Annotated in this window: 18 protein-coding genes; 1 reads left to right on the top strand and 17 read right to left on the bottom strand. The window is 37.0% G+C overall.

Going from position 1 to position 25073, the window contains the following annotated elements:
* Nucleotides 1-271: 271 nt before the first annotated feature.
* From LJD61_RS16655 to LJD61_RS16610, 10 genes are all read right to left on the bottom strand, one after another.
* On the bottom strand, nucleotides 272-4780 hold the full coding sequence (locus tag LJD61_RS16655) for a coiled-coil domain-containing protein (RefSeq protein WP_255228676.1): 4509 nt from the start codon (nucleotides 4778-4780) through the stop codon (nucleotides 272-274).
* Complete coding sequence (locus LJD61_RS16650) at nucleotides 4758-5522, bottom strand: DUF6063 family protein (RefSeq protein WP_255228675.1); 765 nt, start codon at nucleotides 5520-5522, stop codon at nucleotides 4758-4760. Before LJD61_RS16650 ends, LJD61_RS16655 begins: the two co-directional genes overlap by 23 nt.
* Nucleotides 5522-7006, bottom strand: coding sequence for a hypothetical protein (locus tag LJD61_RS16645; RefSeq protein ID WP_255228674.1), 1485 nt, complete (start codon nucleotides 7004-7006; stop codon nucleotides 5522-5524). The genes LJD61_RS16650 and LJD61_RS16645 overlap by 1 nt, the downstream gene beginning before the upstream one ends.
* Before the next feature lie 10 nt (nucleotides 7007-7016).
* Complete coding sequence (locus LJD61_RS16640) at nucleotides 7017-8075, bottom strand: Wadjet anti-phage system protein JetD domain-containing protein (protein ID WP_255228673.1); 1059 nt, start codon at nucleotides 8073-8075, stop codon at nucleotides 7017-7019.
* Between the two features lie 251 nt (nucleotides 8076-8326).
* Entirely contained in the window at nucleotides 8327-9367 is a 1041-nt protein-coding gene (locus LJD61_RS16635) for a homoserine dehydrogenase (protein WP_255228672.1), read from the bottom strand.
* Nucleotides 9368-9378: 11 nt separating this feature from the next.
* Nucleotides 9379-10260, bottom strand: coding sequence for a 4-hydroxy-tetrahydrodipicolinate synthase (dapA, locus tag LJD61_RS16630; protein ID WP_255228671.1), 882 nt, complete (start codon nucleotides 10258-10260; stop codon nucleotides 9379-9381).
* 88 nt (nucleotides 10261-10348) lie between these two features.
* Nucleotides 10349-11176, bottom strand: coding sequence for an aspartate dehydrogenase (locus LJD61_RS16625; protein WP_255228670.1), 828 nt, complete (start codon nucleotides 11174-11176; stop codon nucleotides 10349-10351).
* A gap of 38 nt (nucleotides 11177-11214) precedes the next feature.
* On the bottom strand, nucleotides 11215-12210 hold the full coding sequence (locus tag LJD61_RS16620) for a TAXI family TRAP transporter solute-binding subunit (protein WP_255228669.1): 996 nt from the start codon (nucleotides 12208-12210) through the stop codon (nucleotides 11215-11217).
* A 55-nt stretch (nucleotides 12211-12265) separates the two neighbouring features.
* Complete coding sequence (locus LJD61_RS16615; RefSeq protein ID WP_255228668.1) at nucleotides 12266-14125, bottom strand: TRAP transporter permease; 1860 nt, start codon at nucleotides 14123-14125, stop codon at nucleotides 12266-12268.
* A 184-nt stretch (nucleotides 14126-14309) separates the two neighbouring features.
* Nucleotides 14310-15374, bottom strand: coding sequence for a pyridoxal-phosphate-dependent aminotransferase family protein (locus tag LJD61_RS16610; protein WP_255228666.1), 1065 nt, complete (start codon nucleotides 15372-15374; stop codon nucleotides 14310-14312).
* 294 nt (nucleotides 15375-15668) lie between these two features.
* Here LJD61_RS16610 and LJD61_RS16605 point away from each other — a divergent pair, with 294 nt between their 5' ends.
* Nucleotides 15669-16571 carry a LysR family transcriptional regulator gene (locus tag LJD61_RS16605; protein ID WP_255228665.1) on the top strand — a complete coding sequence of 301 codons (903 nt, stop codon included), beginning with the start codon at nucleotides 15669-15671 and terminating at the stop codon, nucleotides 16569-16571.
* A gap of 118 nt (nucleotides 16572-16689) precedes the next feature.
* Here LJD61_RS16605 and LJD61_RS16600 read toward each other — a convergent pair whose 3' ends face one another.
* The 7 genes from LJD61_RS16600 to LJD61_RS16570 all read right to left on the bottom strand — a co-directional run bounded on the left by LJD61_RS16600 (nucleotide 16690) and on the right by LJD61_RS16570 (nucleotide 25057).
* Nucleotides 16690-17424 (bottom strand): 4'-phosphopantetheinyl transferase family protein, encoded by a 735-nt coding sequence (locus LJD61_RS16600; RefSeq protein ID WP_255228664.1) that lies wholly within the window; start codon nucleotides 17422-17424, stop codon nucleotides 16690-16692.
* Nucleotides 17425-17527: 103 nt separating this feature from the next.
* A complete protein-coding gene (fabD, locus tag LJD61_RS16595) occupies nucleotides 17528-18472 on the bottom strand; it encodes an ACP S-malonyltransferase (RefSeq protein ID WP_255228663.1) in 945 nt (314 codons plus the stop codon).
* A 219-nt stretch (nucleotides 18473-18691) separates the two neighbouring features.
* On the bottom strand, nucleotides 18692-20287 hold the full coding sequence (locus LJD61_RS16590; RefSeq protein WP_255228662.1) for a BtrH N-terminal domain-containing protein: 1596 nt from the start codon (nucleotides 20285-20287) through the stop codon (nucleotides 18692-18694).
* A gap of 62 nt (nucleotides 20288-20349) precedes the next feature.
* The gene (locus LJD61_RS16585) at nucleotides 20350-21159 is read right to left on the bottom strand and encodes a hypothetical protein (RefSeq protein ID WP_255228661.1); all 810 of its coding nucleotides are present in this window, start codon (nucleotides 21157-21159) and stop codon (nucleotides 20350-20352) included.
* Between the two features lie 360 nt (nucleotides 21160-21519).
* The gene (locus tag LJD61_RS16580; RefSeq protein WP_255228660.1) at nucleotides 21520-23391 is read right to left on the bottom strand and encodes an amino acid adenylation domain-containing protein; all 1872 of its coding nucleotides are present in this window, start codon (nucleotides 23389-23391) and stop codon (nucleotides 21520-21522) included.
* A 51-nt stretch (nucleotides 23392-23442) separates the two neighbouring features.
* Nucleotides 23443-24408 carry a cysteine peptidase family C39 domain-containing protein gene (locus LJD61_RS16575; protein ID WP_255228659.1) on the bottom strand — a complete coding sequence of 322 codons (966 nt, stop codon included), beginning with the start codon at nucleotides 24406-24408 and terminating at the stop codon, nucleotides 23443-23445.
* A gap of 25 nt (nucleotides 24409-24433) precedes the next feature.
* The gene (locus tag LJD61_RS16570) at nucleotides 24434-25057 is read right to left on the bottom strand and encodes a uracil-DNA glycosylase family protein (protein WP_255228658.1); all 624 of its coding nucleotides are present in this window, start codon (nucleotides 25055-25057) and stop codon (nucleotides 24434-24436) included.
* Nucleotides 25058-25073 lie beyond the last annotated feature (16 nt).

The raw sequence follows: 25073 nt of genomic DNA, 5'->3' as shown, positions 1-25073 counted from the left end.
TGCTCAAACTACAGCTGAGGAATAGCAACTCCTATTAAGCTATCAGCCATGCTATCGGACATCACATATCATTTGAATAATTTCGTTATATCATAAGGGCAGCGTTCATCATACATGCTTCACGATAGATATTCTCTAATTTTTCCATAAATCCTCTATTAATCCCTAACACTATATCAAAATTGCTGATAGCAACTTATAAATACTTATACTTTCCTATGGATTAAAAATAAACCAATACGTATTTGCCTATTATACTATGTATTAAAAATCAAGCTCTTATATTAACCCTGCCTCCATGAATCATCTCACCGGTTACCGTGCCTGCTGCTAAGTCTTGCGGACCGGCAATTTTCAATGCCCAGAAAACAGGAAATCGTTCGCTTATTTCTGCCTTTATTATTTCCGGTGCTGCAAACGCAATAAGTTGAAAGTTCAGCTTATTTGCAATTTCAAAGATTGGGTCCAATACATGCTTTCCTGAAGCTTTACCAAAGGGATTGTCTAATAATAGCACTGTCCAGGGTCTTTCATTTCCGGTATAGCGCTTCCTGTAATTCATAAGCATCATAATTACAAAGGTGTTCACCGACAAGGTTTGGCCCCCGCTTCCCTCCGGTGTATCACCTTCTCCTTTGTTTATTGCTTCCCATGAAGTGTAATAATATTCACGGGGTTTTGCATAGCGGAATTCATTCTTCTCCGTCATCTTATATACCATAAGCTTGGGGTATCTTCCCCCTACTGCTCGTGCAAATATTGCTTGATCTCCCATCAACCTATCTATAATTTGCTCATCTATATTTTCGATATTTTCATTCTCTTTAAGCAGCTTGGAAAGAGATTCTACGAAGTATTCCTTCAAACTATATAGTATCTCCGATTCTTCCTTTGGGAGCAAATCAGCTCCTTTTAGGCTTATCAAGGGAAATACGTGGTTGTTTTCATTGACAAAATTCATACCTGCAATCATTTCCTTCAAGGATTCAATGATTTTTATTGAGTGTCTTGCCGCTCTTTGCGCCCATTGCTCTCTAACCTCTTCTGCCTTTGCTTTATCAGAGGTTATGCTGTTTATTTCCCTTTCAAAATGCTCTTTCATGCTCACAAAGGATTCCAGATTGCTTTTATATTTTTCTATTTTTATATTAGCAGTATGCTGTAGTATTCTGTCCTTAAGAGTTTCATCGAAAACCTTTTCTTTTACCTGCTTATTGAATTCTTCAATATATTTTGCAGCTTGATCATAGTCTTGCTTCAGCCCGTCTGTTATTTTTTTGTATTTACTGATCCAATTTTCCAACTCCTCATGAGGGTTTGATTTTATTCTTTCCATTATGCTTTCATCAATTTTGCCCTTTTGGCTGTCCAGCTCTCTATATGCTTTTATATCTGAGATTACTTGCCATATGCTCATTTGTTTTTCATTCAGGGTTTTTAATATGCCTTCAGCCTCTGCTAAGTACTTGTTATTGTCCTTTATCGCCTCTGTTATTTCGTATTCTTTTTTTACTATATCTATGCCTTCCCAATTCAAAGGAGCCCTGCTATACTCTGCGTCCAAAGCCTTTTCTATCTTTCTTTTTTCTTTTTCCAGACCTTCCAGCTTAGCTTTGATCTTTATAATTTCATCATGAACCGCTTGCTTTTTCTCTCCATAGCTATTTAATTCCTTATCTATATTTGCCAGCTTAATGGCATGAACATCCTTTGACTCCTGAAAGCATTGATATTCCTTCCAATCAGGATCAATTTTTTTCAATTGTTTTTCTAATCTATCAATATCAATCTTAATATGCTCTATATCCTTATTAATAAGAGCTATCTTACTATTTTTTTGTTCTATTTCCATAGCCAGGCCTTTTCTCCTGGCAATGCAATCGGCAAAATCATCATCCATTACCTTATAAACGGCCGCACCTGCTGCTTCATCTATATTTGCTATATCCTTTTGCTCATCAAAACCGGCATTATCTATTACTATTCTTATATCCTTCAGACTATCATTCAGATGAAGCTTCCATCTTTCATAATTCAAATTGTCTCCATTTATCAGTCCATCAATATCCCCTATCTCTCCCTCAATGGCATCTATCCGCTCCTTTGCCATATCAATAGCTTCCTTCAGGGATTTGATACTTAACCTTTCTTTTTCTATTTCATTCATTCTATTTATAAAATCTTCAAGCTTGGCAATATAATCTTCAGTGTTCTTATTTTGATTTTCCAGAGCAGACTCCTCAGCTTTTAATTTTTTTATAGCTTCTGAAAGCTTTGACAAATTGTCAAGCAGTAGGCTTTTCTCAACCTTTAGAGCATCCAACTCTTCCCTGTTGCCTTGAATTCTGTCTGCCAAAGACATTGAGCTTTCACCTTTCTGCTGGGCAGCAATATCTCTGATCAATTTTTCTATAAGCTCCAGCTTATCAGATATTACTCGTATATTGCCATTGATTTGCTCATCCTTGTCTTGAATTTCCTTCTGCCAATTCATATATTCATCAGGATTAAGAGCTAAGCGCATTTCATAGCCTGCTATGTTTTTGAAGCTTTCCGTCACACCTGCTTTCATCTGGGAACGGATAAATACAGGAATGAGAGAGCGAAGGAAAATCTCCTCCGTTAGATTATCTTTAATTATCTGCCAATCCTTTTCATTGGCTATCAATAATCCATATACTAACATAGGATATTTCTCAATGAGCTCTATTTTTTCATCGTCATCCATATGGGACAAATATTCTGTACCCAATTGTACTGTTATGCCTAATCCGCAGATTTTATCCCTGATGACCAAGGTATCCTTATTGGGTATCCAATAGCTTTCCGTATTTAAGCTTTTGTCCATGTTGTTTTCCCATAATTCAAGCTTTAGTTGATCCATCAGAGCTCTCTTTTCCTGAACCAATTTGCTCAATTGATAGCTTTGGTTTTGAGCCCAGCTTTCCCTATAGACTTCCTTATGAGGATCCAGGTTCAGTTCTCCGCAAATCCTATGCTTAAGGTTGTCTTCCTCCTCTTTTACTTCTTCGAGCATCCTTTCATTGTCTTTTATTTTTCTTTCTAAAATCTCAATTCTTACCTTGTTTTCTGATTGACGGCCTGTCTCTTCAGCTTTTTGACTTTCATGCTCAGTTATTCTTTTTTCTAATTCTTCCAATCTTTCATTTTCCGAATCATATTGCCGGCGAAGTTCCTCCAGTAATAGCTCAGGCATGGCCATTCTAAAAGGATCAAAAACCTCTGCAAGAGTTTTTCTATCCTTGTCTAAAGCTTCTTCTTTATCCTCAAAACGTTTTGTTTCTATGCTTTTTTGGAATATATAATTATTCTCTTTCGACTTAGCTCTCTCTAATTTTCCCTTTTTGTTTTGCATGTAAACAATATAGGTATAATGACTATGACTTAACTTTTTCCATTGAATATAGGTATCCTGCCATTTAGCCTTTATTTTCTCATCTAAAACCTTTATTTTCTCTTGAACCTCATCAGCTTTGAGCATTTCCGATAGTATATCTTTTTCTCTTATATAACTTGACTCTTTATCATGAAACTCTTGTTTTTCTAATAATAGCTGACTGATTTCATATTTCTTTTTCTCCGTAAGCAGTCGGCCTATGTCAGCTAAAAAATGCTCTTTGTCCTCTTGCTTTTTATCCCTTAATTCATTTAACTTCAATTCTTCCCTGATTATCTGTACGTAGGGAAGATTAGCCTTCTCAAAGTCCAATTCCTTTTGCTTAACCATTGATTTATTTTTTTCGCCTGTCCATATAGCTATATCTCTCTCAATACCGGCATAAATATTATTCAAGGAAGCATAAATATTGTTGCCTTCTAAAACGCATCTCTCCATCATTTGCAGTCTTCTTATTCCAACCTCTGAAGATTGAATCAGCGGCTCTATAAAATATATAAGCTCCCTGAAATCCCCTTCCCTTTTTAGCAATACCGGCAAGTTTTTTGTTATGGATAAATTGCTTTTGAACATTTCTTTCAAGCTATCCTTGTAATCTTCAATATAGTTTTTCATATTTTCAGATATGGCAGGTATAATAAATCTATCAAAGATAGCTCTGTTGTCTGCAGCTCTGGAAAAATAGTCTCCTACTCCGCCCTCAACCTTATTAATAAGCTTCAATATCTCCCATTCCGATCTTACTATACCTTTGCTTCTCAAATAGTTATAGTAATCCGAATCCAGCCTTTTTGTAGAGCTTTGGGAATATTTAATAAAATAATCTCTATTATCATCAATAAAATTCTCAAAGTCTTTATATTCTGCTGTCTTTTTGTCCCGTCTATAATATGCAGGAATGCTTTCTATAGTGAAGGCAGTATCTCCCCTATGTTCATGGGTATATAGAAAATAGCTCAGTCCTGCCTGCTTTTCTGCTTCATCCTTTTCTTCGCCATCTTCCTTATTATTGTCATTCCTCATAAAGGCTGTGATACACATACCTGTTATCAGCCATTTATCCGGTATGGTATCTAATTTCCATTCTAAAAGCACATGAAAGGTATAAGGTCTTAATCTGTTGTTCTGATCATAAAACATGCTCGTTATTTTGTTACCGCTTTGCTTACCCCATCTGGTTTCAGGCATAGCAATTTGAGATATTAATTGCATTAATACCCCTTTACCACCTTGATTATTTAACGTAAAAAGAGTATGATCCGGCTCCCCATCTCTAGTAAGATCATACACGGAATTTTCATGGTGCTTCCTAAAGCTATCATATCTGCATCCAACAATCCTAATCTTGGTCAATCTGGGCATCTGTCACTTCCCCCTTTGTATTTGCAATCAAATCCATGATTTCCTCATAACGCTCCTGCCTGTGATATAGCTGATCTAATCTCTCATATAATTCATTTTTGGGTATTATTTTTAACTCTACTGCATTATCAATTATCAGCTTTTGATCTGCCAAGGGTTTCAAGGCTTCATGTATAAAGCTGAATCTATTATCTCGTGTCTTTTGCACATCTATTTCTCCTGTTTTTGATTGCTTGCTCATGGAAAAATCATTGACCCAAATATCATAAATTTCCTCTATTGCAATTCCCCACTCTTCAGAAAACCCTTCTTCTTCATCTAATCTTTTTTTCCATGATTCCAGCTGATTGGTAACAAGACTTTCAAGCACAAAATAACTTATACCCTCTTCCTCCCATCGGAGACGTATGTTTTTTTCTTTATCTACCTCCGACAGATATATGCAAATAATGATATTGGCCAGATAAAAATGCTTCTTTCTCTCTAGCTTTCTATATTTAGCTTTCATCTGGGTATAGGAGCCGGCAAAAACTGAGCCATCTGCTTTACTGACCAGATGTATATTCTCCCGGGTCTCAAATACCCTTAGTCCACCTTGCTCAGCTATGGTTTTCACAATTTCTTGAATATCAGGACTATTTATAAAATCATAAGCCAATGAATCCGATACAGGAATAATTTTATTTTTCATGAGGTAAAAAAATAATTCTGCCCCTTTTTGTAATTGCTCACTATCAAACATTATTTTCTCGTCTCCTCAATGTAAATTTTATATGGTGATATAAAAATTTCATCCCAAAACAAAGGCTTTTCATCCACTTCATTGACAGATTTTATAGTCTTTCCTATGAGACTCTTGTACTTTTCATCTCTATCGCAAAGTTTCGTGTACAATTCTAACCGTTCATCTATATTTTTATAATCTAATGTCAATTGAACTTCCGTAATGGCAAACATCATAAAAAGATCCATATTAATTTTTTGACTTAACCATTTTTCTTTCTCTTCCCCTTCTAAATGTTGCAGCTCTGTTACTGAAAACTCTCCCTTTTCCAACAAGCTATCAAAGACTTTGCGCCATAGCTCCAACACAATTTCCCAATCTGTTTCCTTTCTGTTCCATGCTTCATCTACGGCAACTTCATCCTCCCACAATATTTCTTCTCTTTTTCTGACTCTTTGCTCTTCCCAAGCCCAATCCAAAGGAAATATGAATTCCACCTCTGGGGAGAATAACGGGTTCAAAATACCTTCAAGAATATCCAAATGAGCAAGTCCGTTTTTCACAATTATATTCTTCCAAATATCATTCTTAAAGGTAAGAGTAGAAGTTTTCCAAAAGCTATCAGGGTATTTTACCCTTACCTCTACTTCATAGGCCATGTTTTCAACCACTAATCTTGCTAATACATTATGAAGGACTCTTGCCCTTTCCAAGTTTTCAAAAACCATCTCTCCATCTAGTCTTTTATCCTCCGGGAAGGAATTCAGCCTGTCTTTCCAAGAGAACATATCATCAAATACCTTTTGCTCTTCTTCAAATTGTCTTTTTATCTCCTCTTCGCTTTTGTTCCTGCTGTTTCTATTATCCATAAATATTATTTGAGGATCTCTTATTATATCACGCCGATAATCCTTTTCTCTTCTTATGAGGGTCCTTACCCGAGCTATCAAGTTATTGACACTGCTTTCCGCCTTGTGAAAGTTCCCGCTCTTTATAAGCTGCAATGTATAAAACTGCTCAATATCAAAGCCAAACTCCTCCAAAATTTCCCTTGTAATAAATATTATCTCCTGGGCTTCCTCCGTCAGCATGTAAACAAAGGAACCGCCCTTTTCCAATTGGCTGTGCTCTCGATCTATCTTTAAGTAACGGAATTTATAAACCTCATGTTCACCCTTGTCCTCATCAAATATAAAGCATTGAAAGGGTTCTTGCCTATTGGGGTCCTTATACCATAAAACTCCATCCACCAAGCGTTCAGCATTATCTCTATCAGAGTTCAAATGCATTTCCCTTAATATTTCCTCTGTCATGGCAACTAAATCTGCTCGTGACCTATTGGGGTTTTCAGTGATTTCCCTTCTAAATACCTTAAGGAGTAATAATAGGCATATCTCATGGGCATGGTCATTGAGATTGCCCACATCCATGCCGGTACCCAACATCCGTATAGCTTGTATCTTTTTTAATCTATCCTTTAATCCTTTTTCTACTCTATCCATGCCCTATCTCCTATAATCCCATCAAATATTCATAGGTAATCAATTCTTGAGGAATACGATATTTGGATCTGCATATGTCCATAATTTTATCTGCTTCCAGATTCCTATTGCTTTTATATAATTCCTCCAGTACATAGTTTAAATTCTCTTCATTTTCACTTTGTCCTTCACATGGATAGTTAAACTTGTTTAAACTAAGCAATGTGCTATAAGCCTCCAATTGAAGGCTTATATCTATCTCCTTGTATTTCTCCTTTAACAATCTGTATATCATGAAACCCTCCGGGTCAATATCTCCAAAGTATAAAGCCTCTACTCTTTTTATATCTGCAATTTCTTCTAAAAAGGAAAAGCTCTTGATAATTTTCTTCCCCTCTCCGTAAATAAGCGCATCGGGTATAATTTCAAAAATATGCTTGCCTTCCATAGCAGCTCTCTTGTATGAAAAAAATGTTGAATGGTTTTCAAGAATAATTATTTTCTCTATGTTTGGAGTACCTCTATTCCAATATACAAACATATGTCCGTATTTCTTCATCTTTAAGTCGTCGTAGGAAATATTGAGCCTTTTTAGTACTTCATTATCCTTCTTGTTTGAATCCATGAATTTCTCATCGTTGAATAATTCCAAGCATCTTTCTTCACAGCTGGCCCAAGAGCGGCTTTCCTTGTTTTTTAGAAACTCATATATATTATTAATATATTGCCATTCCTTATCAGTCTGCAGATGGGGGTTTTTATTGTATTGACTTAGGTCTAATAAATCAGAAACTCTCAGCATATCTTCTTTAGACCATTTAGTAAGTATATCTTTTTGCATTATTGCCCAACGAATTTTAAGAGGCGGATTTTGGCCGTTGTAACCTACAGTTTTTAACTCTTTTATTCTGTGCTGCTTCTCTAAAATCTTAATACTTTTATATAAAGCTGCATATCCTCCCTTTCCCTGATAGGATGAATATCCTCCGAATCGCGAAATAATATGTTTTTCCAAATCATCTATTAAAAAACTCTTTCTTTTTTCTTTTCTTTCTAAGCGATTAATGTACTCTATAATCAATTTATGCATGATATCACTCCCACATCCTCACAAAAGTGTCTAGTGTAATATTACTTTCTTTTGTTATGCCATTTACTAAATTATATACAATGCATACCTTAATATCAAAATATATCTTTTCTTTATTTTATCATTCATACTAAATCATTTTCTCATTCCGTGAGAATAAAAAAACCCATGAAGTAATATAAGATTTCTCTTATGTACACTCCACGGGTAAAACCAAACATTATTTTATTTGAATCAGTCCAAGCCTAATTCTACACAAACTTGCATCCCATATATATATTTATCAAATCCCTGAGTATAGAGGCTGCAGCGGGTGTTACTCCGGATGCTCCACCTATAATCGTCAGATCGCCTAAGGTATCTGAGGTGTATCTTACTGCCTTATTCTTTCCATCCACTCCATACAAAGGATTATCAGGATTTAATTTTTCAAGCCTTACTGACATTTCCAGCTTATCTTCTTTTCTGACAGTTTTTCCGACCAGCTTATATTTTTGTCCATTTTCAGCAGCTTCTTGAATATCGGAGACCTTTATGGAAGTGATGCCTTCCACTTTTATATCATCTAAGGTCTTCTCCTCATTCATAAGTACATTTGTCAGGATCAGAAGCTTTGTAGCAGTATCCCAGCCTTCCACATCGAGAGTAGGGTCTGTTTCAGCAATGCCTGCCTGTTGGGCCTTTTTTAAGGCTTCCTGGTATTCTACTCCCGTGCTTTCCATCTCATTGAGGATAAAGTTAGTGGTTCCATTTAATACACCTTCAATGGATAGGATATTTGAACCCGCCATATCAATAATTCCCGCATTTATAGTCGGAAGTGCTCCGCCGGAGGTGCATCCTATGCCAAGCTGAACATTGTTCTTTCTGGCGATTTCTTTCAGCTTTTTATAACCCAGCAAAATTGGGCCCTTATTTGAGGTCACTACATGAAAGCCATTCTCCAGAGATTTTATTATATGAGTCATTCCAGGCTCCCCTGTATCTTTATTCGTGGGGGTCATTTCGATTACAACATCTACATCCTTATTGGCAAGCATACTATCAAATGTTATTTCTGGAGAACCTCCAATAGGATATTTAGTTATGTCCCTATTCTTTTCGGAAAAATCTGCGAGCTTTTCAATATCTATGCCCTCAGGATCATATATCCCTCCCATATAGTCAATGACATAGTTTACTTGAGGGTTTATTTCCTTCAGTTCATCCTTTTTATCTTTTAACAATCGGAGGAAAGCCCTTCCTACTCCTCCAAATCCAATAATAGCTATTCTCATCGCTTTTCTCCTCATATCCTATCTTCCTATAATGCGCCATAGGTCTTCAAAACTTCTTCTACAACCTTCTTATTATCTTCAGAAAGCGGCAATAGCGGTCTTCTTGGATATCCGCCTCCATAGCCAAGCAAATCAAGGGCATATTTTAAAGCCGGCACTCCAAATCTTCCTGTTACAGTAAAATTGGGCTCAAGGAGTCTTTTTTGAAGCTCTCTGGCTTCATCCATCTTTCCTTCTCTAAACAAAGAAACCAATTTGCAGCATTCATCAGGCAAAATATTGGCCAGTGCCAAAGTAGCTCCTCTTGCACCCACAGCCAATGCCGGCAATAAATATCCCGCATTTCCTGCAAACACAGCGAAGTCATCATCAGTATCTCTTACGATTTCCGACAATTGAACTATATTGCCTGAAGTATCCTTTATGCCCACTATGTTAGGATGCTTTGACAATCTTGCTACCAGGCCGGAGCTTAGATTAATGCCGGTATTTCCAGGCATATTGTATATCATGACAGGTACTTTCACTCCATCGGCTACATTTGTATAATGCTTATATAAGACCTCTTCCTTCATGCCGCCTTTAAAATAATTCGGAGGCAGTATAAGCACTGCATCTGCTCCCAAATCCGCCATCTTATTGCTTAAGCTTATGGTCCCCCTGGTAGATTCGCAGGTGGTTCCTACGATTATTTTTTTCTCCTTAGTAAAATTCTCTATCGTAAACTTCACTAATTCTAATTTTTCATCCTCTGTCAGATAAACAAACTCACCATTAGAGCCTAATACTACTATGCCGTCTAAATCAGTTTTGCCCCATTTATCCAAATTGAGTTTCATTTTGCCATAATCTATTTCTTCATTTTCATCAAAGGGTGTTACTACCGGTGTGTAAATTCCTTTAAACATTGGACATCCTCCTCTACTTTTTTGTTTTTAGCCAGAATTAAGAAGCTAATATTGTATAGCTTCTTAATTCCAGAAATTTGTATTTCCTCTAAGTTCCCATATGAAATGGATTCCTTAGCTTCTGTAATGCAGCCAAAATGCTTAAGCAGGCTTGATATGTTGTCTTGGGATTTGAGGCAACAGGAACATTTTCAAAGGTTATCCTATATTTTCCTGCCTTGCCCTCAACGTAGATTTCATGTGTATTGTATTCTACATTTGGATCGGCAAAAATGCGGATGATCGTCTTTTCAAATCCTATCCCTGCCATACTTAAGGCAGCAGCAATATTTATATTCTGCGGGAATATCTTTACGCAATCTCTTGCCGGACCTTCATATAATAAGTATGGCTCTTTCATATTGTCTAAATCTAATTTCATTGCATCTACATAAGGTATATTCTTCCAAGCCTCCGGAGGCTTGCGGGTTGTCATTGTAACCTTATCTACACCGAATATTACTGCAGCTTGAAGGGCATCCAAAGAGCCTATTCCGCCTGAGGCCACATGAAGTATGCTTCCGCCTTCCGTGGCGGCGGCTATCAATCTTTCCAGCAGATTTCCGTCTACGAAGGCTCCAAGGCTAAGGGGCACCAGGTCTATGCCTGCCTTCAATATTTTTTCGCCGATGGCTTCCAAAGCTTCTTGAGAGGCTACTTCTACAACCGCATCCAGATCATAGTTGAAAAGCTCTTCTGCGTCCGTTATCCAGGGGAGCCCGTATTCAGCAACCTTATCTCTTCCCTTTGAATGCTCCGAGCGGCCGCATACCACTACGATTTCAGCATTATCAACCTTACCCGCCATAACATTATCCAGTACAAAGCCTCCTATGGTACCGGCGCCTATTAAGCCTACTCTTCTTTTTTTAGTCACTAGGCTTCCTCCTTTAAAATTATTCTTATATATAGAAATTAATTTGAAGGAACTTCTATTCCCTTTTCTTTATAATACTTAATCGCTCCCGGATGATAAGGAACTCCGCCTATGCTCTTAACATTATCCAATGTAATATATTTCGCAACCGAGTGAACGTCCTTTAAATTTTCTCCATTTTCAAATATCGCTTTGACTACATCATAAACTGCATCTTCAGAAAGGTCCGACTGGCATACCAAAGTTATCCAAACTGCAAATGTCGGTATATCTGCATCTAATGATTTATAAGCATCTTTTTCTATGACAGCTTCTACATAATATGGCTCGGCTGTAAATTTCCCGATCTCTTCGGAAGTCAATGGTATAAATTTAACCGGATGTGTTGTCTCAAGATCTACTATCCAGGGTGCCGGTGCTGCTGTATTGACTATTGCCGCATCAATGGAACCGTCTCTGAATGCATCTGTGGTCTCACCGAAGGATAGATATTGAGGTAATATGTCCTCCATAGATAATCCTAAGGTATTCAATATTATTTCATTGGTTGCCAATATTCCGCTTCCCGGTGAACCCACGGAGATTTTTTTGCCTTTCAAATCCTGAAAACTATTTATCGGTGAATCTTTTAATGTAACAATCTGAACAACATTGGGATACATCGGGAGAACAGCCGTTACACTAACAGGCTTATCAAATTGTTTCCGCCCGGCCAATGCATCTTGAGCTACGTCAACCTGTGTTACTCCCATTTCTATTTTCTTATCACCTATCAGCTTAAGGTTCTCTACAGAGCCGCCTGTCACTTCTGCAACAGAGTTTATTCCTAATTTCTTATTGATGACATCAGAAAAACCTGCTGCCATTATATAGAATGTTCCGGATGTACCGGCTCCCCCTATTGAAATCTGTTTGAGTTCCAATTTCCCTGATTCTGAATTTGCAGGAGCCTCTGCTTTTTGAGCACAACCCATTAGACTTGATGCTATTAAGACTAAAACCAAGGACATTAAAAGCTTTCGACGAATTTTCATGATACTCCTCCTCATAATATACTTTTATTCGTGTGGATATTTTCTTATATTTGCTTTACTGTGCCTTAAGCGCTTCCTGCGGTTTTTTCTTTCTCTGCAGGATTAATACCACTGCCAGTCCGGCTAATCCTAAATAGTTTGTCCATGCAGCAGGATCGATCAACAGGAATCCGGATGCTACCAGCAAAATTCTTTCAACTGCATTTGTTTTTGCAAGGAACCAGCCGGATAAGCCTGCGCCCAATAAAATAGCTCCCAGCATTGCAGTAATCCCTGTAACAGCTATAGTAAGCGGGCTTCCGATCCATAATAATGAAGGGTTATATACGAACATAAAAGGCACTATAAAAGCAGATATCCCAAGAGTTAAAGCATGGAAGGCCGTCTTCCAGTAATCAGACTCCGCTATGCTTGTGGCGGCATAGACCGCCAGGGCCACAGGCGGCGTTATCATGGATATGCATCCAAAGTAGAATACAAACATATGGGCCGCTAATGGTTCAACTCCGAGCCTGATCAATGCCGGTGCTCCCAATACAGCCAATATCAGATAGCATGGTGTAGTAGGCAAGCCCATTCCCATCAGCAAGCTGGCAAGCATCAACAGTAAGAGGATAAGCAAAATATTCTGTCCTGCCATGGAGATCATCAAATTAGAGAATTTGAGCCCAATGCCTGTTAAATTTATCATAGCGACAATGATTCCTGCACAAGCTGTAGAAGAAATTACAACAACAGATGTTTTAGCAGCATCTTCAAAAGCAGCTATCAATTCTTTCATTCTCATGCCTGAGAATACAGCCGCTATCAGCAGTGTGGCTATTACAGTATATATGGAAGCCTTCATAGCAGACATTTGCAGGAAAACCAACAGTACAATCAATAAAACTATAGGGAGCAACAGGATTCCTTTTGACTTCATCATTTCTTTGATGCCGGGCAAATAGCTTGTATCTATTCCGGTCAATCCGCTTCGCTTGGCTCTGAAATGGACCATTGCAAAGACCGAACCATAATATATCAGCGCAGGAATCAAAGCTCCAAGTGCTACTTTATAATATGGGATCCCCAATATCTCCGCCATTATAAAAGCAGCGGCTCCCATCATCGGCGGCATTATCTGCCCCCCGGTAGATGCTACGGCTTCTACGGCTCCTGCGAATTCCGGCTTGTAGCCGGTAGATTTCATTAATGGAATTGTTATGACTCCTGTGCCGACAACATTCGCTACGGCACTGCCGGATATGCTTCCAAACAAGGAACTTGAAACTACTGCGGCTTTGGCCGGTCCCCCTGTTCCTTTTCCAACTCCCTTAATTGCCAAATCGATATAAAACTTACCTATATCAGTTACTGATAATATGGAGCCGAACAAAACAAATATAAATATATAGTTTGCCGATACTCCTAAGGAAACTCCAAATATTCCTTCAGTACTCAATGAAACTTGTGTGATTATACGCTCCAGATCATATCCTCTATGCCAAAGCATTCCAGGCAAATAAGGACCAAGCATGGCATATAATACGAATACTACTGCAATTCCCGGAAGAATACCTCCTACATTTCTTCTTGCAAACTCCAAGGTTAATAGCATCAATAGAACTCCGATGACCATATCACTGGTATTCGGTTGTGAAAATCTTTGAACGATGCCATTAAAATCCCAGATAAAAAATGCTACTGAAGTTAAACTCACTGCAGCCAGCAACATATTTATCGATTTTTTTACCTTGCCGGTAGCTTTTTCCGATTGCAGCATGAATGTTATCAACATTCCGAAGCAAAGGTGTATGCTTCTTTGCCATAGTGCTGTAAGTACGCCGAACAGAGCAGTATAGATATGGAATGCAGACATCAGAATACTTACAATGATCAGTAAAGAATATTTGGGCCTTTTTTGTTCTTTTTCCACTATTTTTTACCTCCCCTCATCGCTTCTCTTTTTATTCTTTTATGTTGCCATATATCGTCCTTTATTTTTGAACGAGACTTCATTCAGAGGGGGATTCAACCCCCACTGAATGTTAGTCGAGTCCATACTGAACTTAGCCGCTCTTGACGCTCGCCGCCTATAGAGGCGGAGGTCTTAGAGCGGGTTAGTTCAGTGATAGATTCAGGTTTTTAACCACATCTTTCAGTTCATGCAAAAATACTGTTACGTCATTTTTTGATACATAACCCATGGTGCCAACCCTGAATACATCCTCTGTCAACGGAGGCATTCCTCCTCCTACAATGACATCTCTTTTTGCTAATTCACTGATGAAATATTTAGATTTTCCGGGCACATGCACTGCAGTTAAAGTCGGTGAAGCAAATTTCTCATCCTTAGCAAGTAAATTCAAGCCTGTTTCCTTTATGCCTTCCAATAACCGTTTGGTGTTATTTTTATTTCTTATATAAATGTTCTCCAGGCCCTCTTCAAAGATCATCTTTAAAGCTTCGTCAACTGCGAATAACGTATATACTGCAGGAGTTGTCAAGGTTTGATGCACCTCATTGAATTTCCTGGCTATCTTAAAATCGAAATAATACTTGGGAAAGCTTGAGCATTCTACTTTGCTCCAGGCTTTTTCACTAAGCGCAACAAATGCTAAGCCTGCCGGAGACATTAATGCTTTTTGAGAGCTTGTCAGCGCCGCGTCTATATTCCATTCATCCATTCTGATTTCAAGTCCGCCTAATCCGCTGACAGAATCTACTACCAACAATGCATTTGTATCCTTTAACGCTTTTCCAAAGGCTTCTATATCATTATATATACCTGTAGAGCTTTCATTGTGAACTACAAACACACCCTTTGTCGAGCTTGTTACTTCTTTCATCACTATTTCCACATCGGCAGTCCTGCCATATTCAAACATCACTCGTTTTACTTTCAGGCCATAGATTTCGGCCATTTGAGCATATTGCTCGCTGAACTTGCCTATAACCGGGACTACTATTTCATCTCCGGCAGAAAAACAGTTGAGAATAACTGCTTCCATCGCCCCGGTCCCGGATGAGGTCAATACCAATACCTCATTTTTCGTATTAAAAACTTTTTTTAAATTTGTGGTTACTCTTTCATGGACGGCAGAATATTCCTTGGATCGGTGAGATATGGATATATGATTCATAGCTCTCAGAACTCTGCCAGGTATAGCTGTCGGTCCAATCATCATTTGAATCGGCTTTTTAATTGATACCACTCCCTATCAATAAATTTCTTGAACATTTTATGACAATCATTTCACAAAGCATAAAAAAATCTAATTTTTCTAATTAAATATTAATTTTTCTAATATATGGATTTATTCATTATATACTCCCTTAATCCAGGCTAAATGTACATTTATAGCATGATTAAATATTGTTTGTTATTTATTTATCACTATAGCATAATAGGAATTGTTTGAAAAACGAATCATTTTGCTATATAATATCTATTAGATAGATATTTTCGGAGGTGGGATATGGATATACTAAATATCAAGACCTTTCTTACTATAGTTGAGACTCAAAGCTTGTCAAAGGCATCGGAAAAATTATTCGTATCACAATCCACAATAAGCGCTCGTTTAAATGCTCTGGAAAAAGAATTGAATACCACATTGTTAAAAAGGCAGCCAGGCAAGAAATTAGTGGAATTGACCCCAAAGGGAGAAGAATTCATAATGATCGCTAAGCGCTGGACAGCTTTAGAAAAGGATACTCACACATGGATAAGCAAGGAACCTCCTCTTAGATTGAATATCGGATCTGTAGACAGCATAAATATTTATATATTATCAACTCTGTTAAATCAAATGATGAGCAGCGGGACGCCGCTTACAATAGATGTAAGTTCTCATTCATCCATTCAGGTATTTGATTTGTTGGAATCATATGATATTGACATAGGCCTGACTTCACGCTTGATCAGGAGCAACAGCCTATTAGGCGAGCCGGTATTCAGCGAAGGAATGGTTTTAGTAAGCAGTTCTACCAATTCACATTATAAGGATAAAGTTCACCCCCAGGATTTGGATGTAAAGAATGAAATTTTCTCAGATTGGGGGCCAAACTTTCAGGTATGGCATGATTATTGGTGGGACCCTGCAGAGCCCAAAAAAATTACTGTGGATACCGCCGGGCTTATACTTCAGTTTATAAATATACCCAACACTTGGGCAATAGTCCCGACAAACATAGCTCATGCTTTTAAGAATAGACAGCCTGTCAATATATCAGAGCTGCTGGTGCCTCCCGATGAACGTATCTATTACAAAGTAATTCATAGATACCCGAAACCCAGCAGTATTAACGCTTTAAAAATATTTCAGGAGCTTTTGGAGGAATTTATCAGAAATCATCCTTATCTAAAGGTAGCGAAATAGAACCAACCCTGCAAATGCCCTGCAGGGTTGGCTATGAATTCTCAAAAAGTTTGAGAATATTGCTACAAAAACTAGGCTTCTAAGTTTTAAATCTCAAATAATCTGAGATTTTTCTCCACTACAATTCAGTTAAACTAGATAAATTATGTTCTTTAGTATTTATTAAGTCTATAAAATCGTTTATTAAGTGCTCTTGTCTAATAAATATTATCGGACATTTCGTTTGATATATGCTTGTACATAAGGACATTTTAAAATTTTTTATAATATCATATTTATAGAAGTAGCAATTTTCAGGGTATTTTGCTGATTCAACATATATTTTATTTTTATCGAAACATATACTAAAATCTTTTAGTCTCATATTAAGCCCTTTCCCAATTTTTTTAATATATGCCTCTTTTAAAGTCCATAAATCGTAGAAATAATTTAATTTAAGATTGGGTGGTGCATTATTTATATAAGCATATTCTGACTCTGAAAAAAAACGTTTACCTACATTAAGATCAATATACTTAATGGCTTCAATGTCAATACCAACAGCTCCAGTACTTACTGCACAGACAATCCAGTTTTCAGAATGCGAGCAATTAAAGTGAAAGTTCTTTTCAGTCTCTAGATAAGGTTTACCATATTCATTCCGACAGATTCTTATCTCATTATTCTGTTGGATATTTTTTTTCATAATGATATAACGGATTAATATTTCCGTTATTAATGTCTGATATGATTTCTGAGGTATCATATAGCTTAAAATTCTATTCCTGCTTTCGTTTGATATATATTTTGTCAGCACCTCTGACAGGCCAACTATGCTATTCATATCAATTTCCAAAATATAAATTTCTGTCATATTCGTACCCCATATAATATAGTTCTATCATAATACGTTATACATCTAAGCTGCCGTTACTCATATAAGTCGGAGAAAACAACTAGTTATTAACTTAAAGTAACTATAAATCATTTATATATAAACATGCCGCATCTAATGTTTTTTGATCCTGTACACTTAAAGTTTCAACATCGCGATTAATGGTCTTGATTAAGTTAGTTAATGTTTTTCCTGGGCCAATCTCAACAAAAGTATTAATGCCTAAATCTAGCATCTCTACTATTACGTCTTCCCAAAGAACAGGAGAGTATATTTGCTTAATCAAATTCGTTCTTATAGCTTCACTATCTGATATGACATTTCCAGTAACGCTTGACAAAAATTTTATAGAATCACAGTCATGTATACTGATATTCTCCATTTCCTTAGCGAATTTTTCTGCAACAGGTCTCATTAAGCTTGAGTGAAAAGGAGCGTTAACCGAGAGTGGCACTATATTCTTTGCACCCAAGCTGTGCAATCCATCACATGCCTTTTTTACTGCATCGCTGCTCCCAGATATGACCACCTGTCCTGGACAATTATAGTTTGCTATTTCAACGATATTCTCAGCTACATTGATTTCCTGAATATAATTATATACTAGGCTTCTATCCAATCCCATCACTGCAGCCATACTTGCCGTGCATTCGCCAGAGTTCTGCTGCATGTATAATCCCCTTTTTCTCACCAGTGATATTGTTTCACCAAAATCAATAGCACCTGCTGCAACTAATGCCGCATACTCTCCTAAGCTTAATCCTGCGGATGCATAAGCCGATACTCCCATTTTCTTAACAACATTTAATATCGCTACGCTAACTGTATATATTGCTGGTTGAGTTATTTCAGTATTTCTAAGGATATCTGGATTGCTGTCAAAACATAGCTTTTTCATATCTAGGCCTAGCTTTTCACATGCAATATCAAATATCTCCATTGCCTCTTTATAATTACATGCAAGTTCTTTACCCATTCCCACATATTGAGCACCCTGCCCAGGAAAAACAAATGCTACTTTTTTCATATAAACACTCCTTCATTGCTAATGATTAGCACGTGCTTCTATAAAATAAGCCATTAAATATAATAAATTTTATCTTTATGACGAGAGTGAAACCACCGATAAACGGTGGTTTCGTTTCATTATGATTCGTCTGCTTCATTTACCTTTCTCATGCTATTCACCTCCTGTCATATAGAATGGTATATGATTAATTTACATAAGCCCTAACCTGATGTCTTTCTATTTTCCAAGTGTTAAAGCGAACAAATGAATATTCAAACAATACGGTAGCTTTATACTGTCAATGATACCTTCATGCTTAAGAGCATAATGGGCTGCATATATACTAACAGTAAAAGGATATATATCCACGTTACCACTAATGCTGTTCTTCACAGCACCCCTCCCAGTCAATGCTATACATTCGCCAAAGGTTGGTTTTGGTGTTAACCACGATGTAAGCTCTATAGGTACCTGCTCTGTAAAACCATCCTTATATGCAACCATAAGATAGTCCGCATGATTACCCAATTCAGAGCATCCCAGTAACATCAGGTGATTGTATTCAAGAGATGGAATCGGAATATTTTGAGCATTACAGCTAATGTTATCATTTACGCCAGTTCCTATCATAGGAAATAGGAACTTCATATGTTCAATGTTCCAGTTCCTATCCTTTGGTATATCGTCAGATAACATAAATCTTCCTCCATTGGATAGTTCTGCTGTTATTTTATCGTTGTATACCTCATCAAACGCTTTATTATTGTAATAGTTTGTAAGATCAACAGAAAAGTATTGCTTTAGATCATTATCTAATGGCATATGGCTTTTTATAAGATGTATCTGCTTAGATGCGGTATGACCAGTTTCCGCATATTCTCTTAATTCGCTGGCGATCCTTTCTTCATCGTCGGCAGCCTCTTCTATCTTTTGCGCAACTTTCTTCAACATCTCTATCTCTTTATTCATATAATACGACTTGATGATCATTCCAAATATTGAACTCCATCTATCGCCAGCTCTGATTAATCTGTCTGCAAACCCCATAAGTCTGGCATCATTATAATTTATTGATAAATACTGGAGAGACTTTGCAAATTGCTTTCGCCCTCTTCCTATAGCAAGAAATAATTCAAATAGGGGAGCATTGAATGGATTATCCTTATACTGGCTTAATTCAGCATTGAAATCAACTTTAGGCACTAAGTCTTTTGCAAAACATCTTAGCATATCAAATATGCTGTTATCACTGAGGTTAAACCTTTTCATTGAGTCACTTATAATCTCTTGCCAACTGCGGTCTGCAAAACTCGGTTCCACTTTGTTAAACGTAATGTATTCTCCAAAACCCTGTGCCATATTATAGACAGGTAATTCCGCCCCATTTCCTGCATTTTGTCCATCTACACAGTAGAGTACATCATGAGTCTCGTTAATTCCGGTAATCAAGCAGTAATGAGCCGTATGAAATTGTTGGTATCTGCCTTTATACCACGGGCACCAGAATGAATCCATATAAAGTATAACTGGCTTGTTGTTACCAAGCTCCCGACATATGACGTCAATAACCTCTGATACCGATTTGGGCTGTGTGCATGTCACTGCCATGCCATGATATAACTGCCAAAGTGCATCCCGGTCTCCATTGCCAGGCCTGAATAAATCAGAAAGCAGACTCGTTTCTGACAAATTATGCCCCTGAGTATATGAAAAACCCCATGCTTCTGAATACATCAGCTCGTAGTCAACGTGAAACCAGTCAGCTACAGACATGTATAAATCCTCAAGGCAATTGCAAGCATCATCGTGCTTCGCAGTAATATTTAACATCATTGTATCACTTCCTATTCCATTAGTTTTTCATACAATATGAATAAACTAAAAACAAACAGATACTATAACTTCGGATATATCTTATTTAACTGCTCATATACTGCAATTTCATTATTGTATGCCTCATTTAGTACATTCCGAATCCTTCCGGAGTAATTACCCAAGGTATCACCCGAATAAAAGCATTTATCACACAGGTTATCAGCAATACGCCATTGTTTGGCTATGTCTTTTGTTAATTCACATATAATATTCAATTCATCAAAATGTTTTAATTCTTCCCTCATGTATTCCATCAACCAGCTGTAGCCACCGCGCTGTAGCCTTGTAGGCTGAAGCATATTCGTTAAGTACCGTGCAGCAAAAACCCGTTTCCCATTCAAGAGCTCCCTTATGTTCTCCTCCAAATCATCTAAAAACATCTTTAGTGCTTTAATACCTTTATGGTATGACCTGCCATTGACTATTGCATACTCAGACATAGCTGTTTCTATGTTTCTTTTTAAGAAATTATGTTTTTGCTCATTCCTGTCTGCATGTCCGAAGTCGGATTGAATCGTGTACATGTATTTTTGAGTTTCTTCTTCGATGTACTCTGAGGAGATGGCCTTATTGAATGCCTCAATGCTTATCTCACCAATGAACGTATAGAACTTATCAATAATTGAGCACTTATTCTTTTTAAAATCTATATCAGCTAACACAGTCATATGTCTACCGCTATGAAAATGCTTCATATCATTGTTATAGGCTTTATACTCCTCATATGTGTAATAATGGTCACATGGAAATATGATTGGTACATCATACTGAAGATAATTATCCTGCAAAATACTTAAGTCGTCCGGTTTATCCAATCTCTCAATTTTCATACAGTCCACCTGTAGGAACTGATTATAAGCATAGCTTTCCATATCATCTCTAAAAATTGAGCCTATATCTCTTGTCACTAACAGTTGGTTGTTTTCGTCAAAGCACAATTCTGGGGGTTCATCATGTAAAAATTCCAGAAAGTGTTCTTTATCATATAGAAAGTCAAGATTTGTGTATGCAAGGGCTTGCCAAAGTATATTCTGATACTCAAAAACAGCTGATACATTCATAAAAAAACAATTAAATCCAATTCTATATTGCGGCTTCAAACTCTCCAAAGCATTTGATTTCATAGTATTCTACTTTATCTGCAAAGAGATAAAATAACCTCCCTTATATCATTATGTATTAATTTTTCATCACAGCTTACTTTTAACATATAGTATAAGGTTCTTAAATGTAACAAACCTATTCATGTCTAAATCTTCATCGTTGAATTCAATACCAAACTCTTTTTCTAGTGAGACAATGTATTTGATGAAGTTAATAGAATCAATACCTATAGTTGTCAAAGCTTCATCACTGCTGATCTGTTCAATCGGAATATTATAGTTTACAACACATGTAAGTAGTTGCTTCATCTTCTGCTCTATGCTTATAGCTGAGGTATCCTCCTCGTATGATTGTGGAATCGATTCTTCTGTACACATATCACACTCATTTAGTTTGGATAGCTTATCATAATCGACTTTTCTATTGATTGTCAGAGGAATCTCTTCAAGACAGACATAATTACTTGGTATCATATACTCCGGCAATGATGAATTAAGTCTATCTTTTAATTCATACAGAACGAAATTTGTATCTGGCACTATATATGCGCAAAGATATTTGTTGCCGTCTCTTCCTTCTTTGGCTATCACCACTGCTTGTCTCACATTTTTGCATTCTAAAATGGATACCTGTATCTCATTTAACTCTATCCTGTATCCTCTTAGTTTTAACTGGTTATCTGCTCTCCCTATATATTCTATGTCTCCATTGTTCAGATACCTTGCAATATCTCCTGTTTTATACATCACCTCATTTTCAACAAATGGATTTACCACAAATCTTTCTTTTGTTAAATCCGGCTTATTTATATACCCTCTCGCAAGCCCTAATCCGCTTATACATAATTCTCCTTGCTCTCCATTCGTCTGGTTAATGTTATTGTTATCAACAATATAAATGTATGTGTTAGCAATAGGTTTTCCAATGTTGACAGAATCCACATCGGTCAAGTCGCTGAGAGTGGCCCATACTGTAGCCTCAGTAGGACCATACACATTGTATATTTTACCTTTGTATGACTGCTTTAGCTTGTTCAACAGTGCAAGCGGAAATACTTCCCCACCTACTATCAATTCTTTCAAGGATGAAAAACATTCTGCTTGATCACCGTCATATACTAGTAATTGCAAGGTTGATGGCGTCGTCTGAAGAATATCTATCGAATGTGTCTTGATGAGCCCATTTATTAATCGCGGATTCCTATTCTGATTTTTGTCGGCTATAACTACCTTCAATCCGCACGAGAGCGGCAGTAATGTTTCGAGCAAAACAATATCGAACGATATAGTAGTTATACTTAGGATCGTTTTATCTGGGGTAAAAGATATTTTCTCTTTCATTCCCTTGATGAAATTTAAAACGGCTTTGTGCTCAATCATTACTCCTTTGGGTTTTCCTGTTGAACCTGATGTATATATGATATATGCTAGGTCACTATCCTTGTTGATATTTTCTAGGTCTGATATATCACCGATGTATATATCTTTGTTGTCAATATCAAGTATTTGTATATCACTGGCAAACATTTCTTCATGCTTTTTCTGAGTTAGTACAATATGGGCATTGCTATCATCCAGCATATAACATATTCGTTCCTTAGGGCAATTTGGATCAATGGGTAGATACGCCCCACCTGACATTAGAATTCCTAGCATACCAACCACCATATTGATTGATCTATCCACCATCAATGCCACAATGGACTCTTGAGATACACCCTTACTACGCAATTCGTAAGCTAGCTGTGTTGCTCTTTTTCCAAGTTCTTCATACGATATTTCATCATCATTGCAAACTAACGCTATGCCTTTTGGCGTTTTTCTTATCTGCTCTTTTATTAGTTCATGTACAGTCTTTATATTGCAGTCCATATCTGGTCCGTTCATATACACTACATTATAGCCGTCCTTCTTATCGCCTAAGCCATTTAATAATGTATTTACAAGATTCTGTCCCAAATTCAACCCTCCTTATAATCAAATATTTGTGATGCTTACTTATAGTTTCATTCATTTTATAGTATTCTGAAGCTTCATAATAAGACTTTGTTCATAGGCGGCATTATCTCGTATTTTATCTGCTACTTTTAGCCTTGAAGCTTTCCACTCCTGAGTGTAATACATTTTAATCAGCATACTTCTTGTTATTGACCAATTTTGTGATGCCACTTGTAATCCAAATTGCACTTCATTTATATTAGGCAACCCATACTTCTCATTGAGGTAACATAGCATTTGCGAATACTGAATTCTACGCCTTCCTAGATACTTAAGTCTCTCAAAAAGTGGTGTTTTAAGCAGATCATCATTTCCAGCAGTTTCATCATTGAGATCAAGACATTGTCTAATCTCATCAGAGAAGAGAAGCATTTTGCTGATCGGACTATCTGAATATGTATTACAGAAAAATTTACTCACAGTTTGATTTATAACATCTTTCCAATTGATTTGCGGGGTACTCTTATATGCGTTTCTGAATATGGCACATTGTGTGCTTCCCTCATAAAAGTCGCGATAAGGTAAAAACTGTTCATTTTTCGTTGTGTAAGGATCAATGCATATAAATGCTTCATTCTTTTCATCATTACCTATCACCAGACAGGTATGAGAAAAATGGCTCTTGTGATATACCCCTATCCACGGGCAGTTATACGCATTTATATACAATATTGTAGGATGCCTATTGTGTAATTCGGTGCAAATAATATCATTTATAGCCGACGGACCTAGCATTCCTGTTGCATTGATGTGAATCCCGTGATATTTTTCCAATAGGCTCCATGTATTATCGTGGCCTTCATGCAGTCGACTCCCAATTTCCGTTTTCTTTTTATCCCCATCACATACAAACTGAAAGTCCCAAGCCTCTGAAAACATCATCTCATATCTATAGCTCCACCAATCAACTGAAGATATTATTATGTCCTCCAGACAACTCCAGGCCTCATTATGCAACGGCTTAATATCAAGCAACATCTATCATCAACCTCATTACTTTTCTCTATTTCCTGTCATTCATTATCCCCAGCATCTCACGAATATCTTGTGCGATCATTACCCTCTTGCTTTTTTCTATCAAGTAATTCCCCCCAGTCATAAGGTATGAGGGTATCACTCGCTTTCCATGATAATAATAATTATTATATCTTATCTTGTATGTAGAACCGCTTGGTATTACTGACTTTTTTGTTTCTTCCTTCACAATATAGTTCATTGCCTTTATCGCAACATCACCCATTAACATATAAACCTGTAAGTTTGGAAACATTTTTAGCTCCTCTGCCAGTATATCCTTACAGTACTTAACAGTTGCCGTAGGAATACCATAGCCTACTTTTGCACATTTGACTGCAGTTGTAATATAAATCCCCATATTCAATATGTCTAGGATAGTGTCAACTTCTGCCCCAGCGTCTCTGAAAGCCTGTAACGTAGTCTTCATATATGATCCATCAGTATTTGCATAAAAGTAATCATATGGATTTTCCGGTGGAACCTCCGCTATCATGATAGCTTTTATTTTTTCTGTATCCACTTCCAGATCTGGAACCATAAAATTATCCCTTAGTATGTCGCTGCAACCTTCTTTTTTGCATTGCAGATAGTTAGATGGCTTAATTATCATATTTATTCACACTCCA

The organism is Lutispora saccharofermentans, from assembly GCF_024363565.1.
GTDB classification, from domain to species: domain Bacteria; phylum Bacillota; class Clostridia; order Lutisporales; family Lutisporaceae; genus Lutispora; species Lutispora saccharofermentans.
Note: the sequence above shows the minus strand (reverse complement) of the source record. Positions and strands in the feature narration are given on the sequence as shown.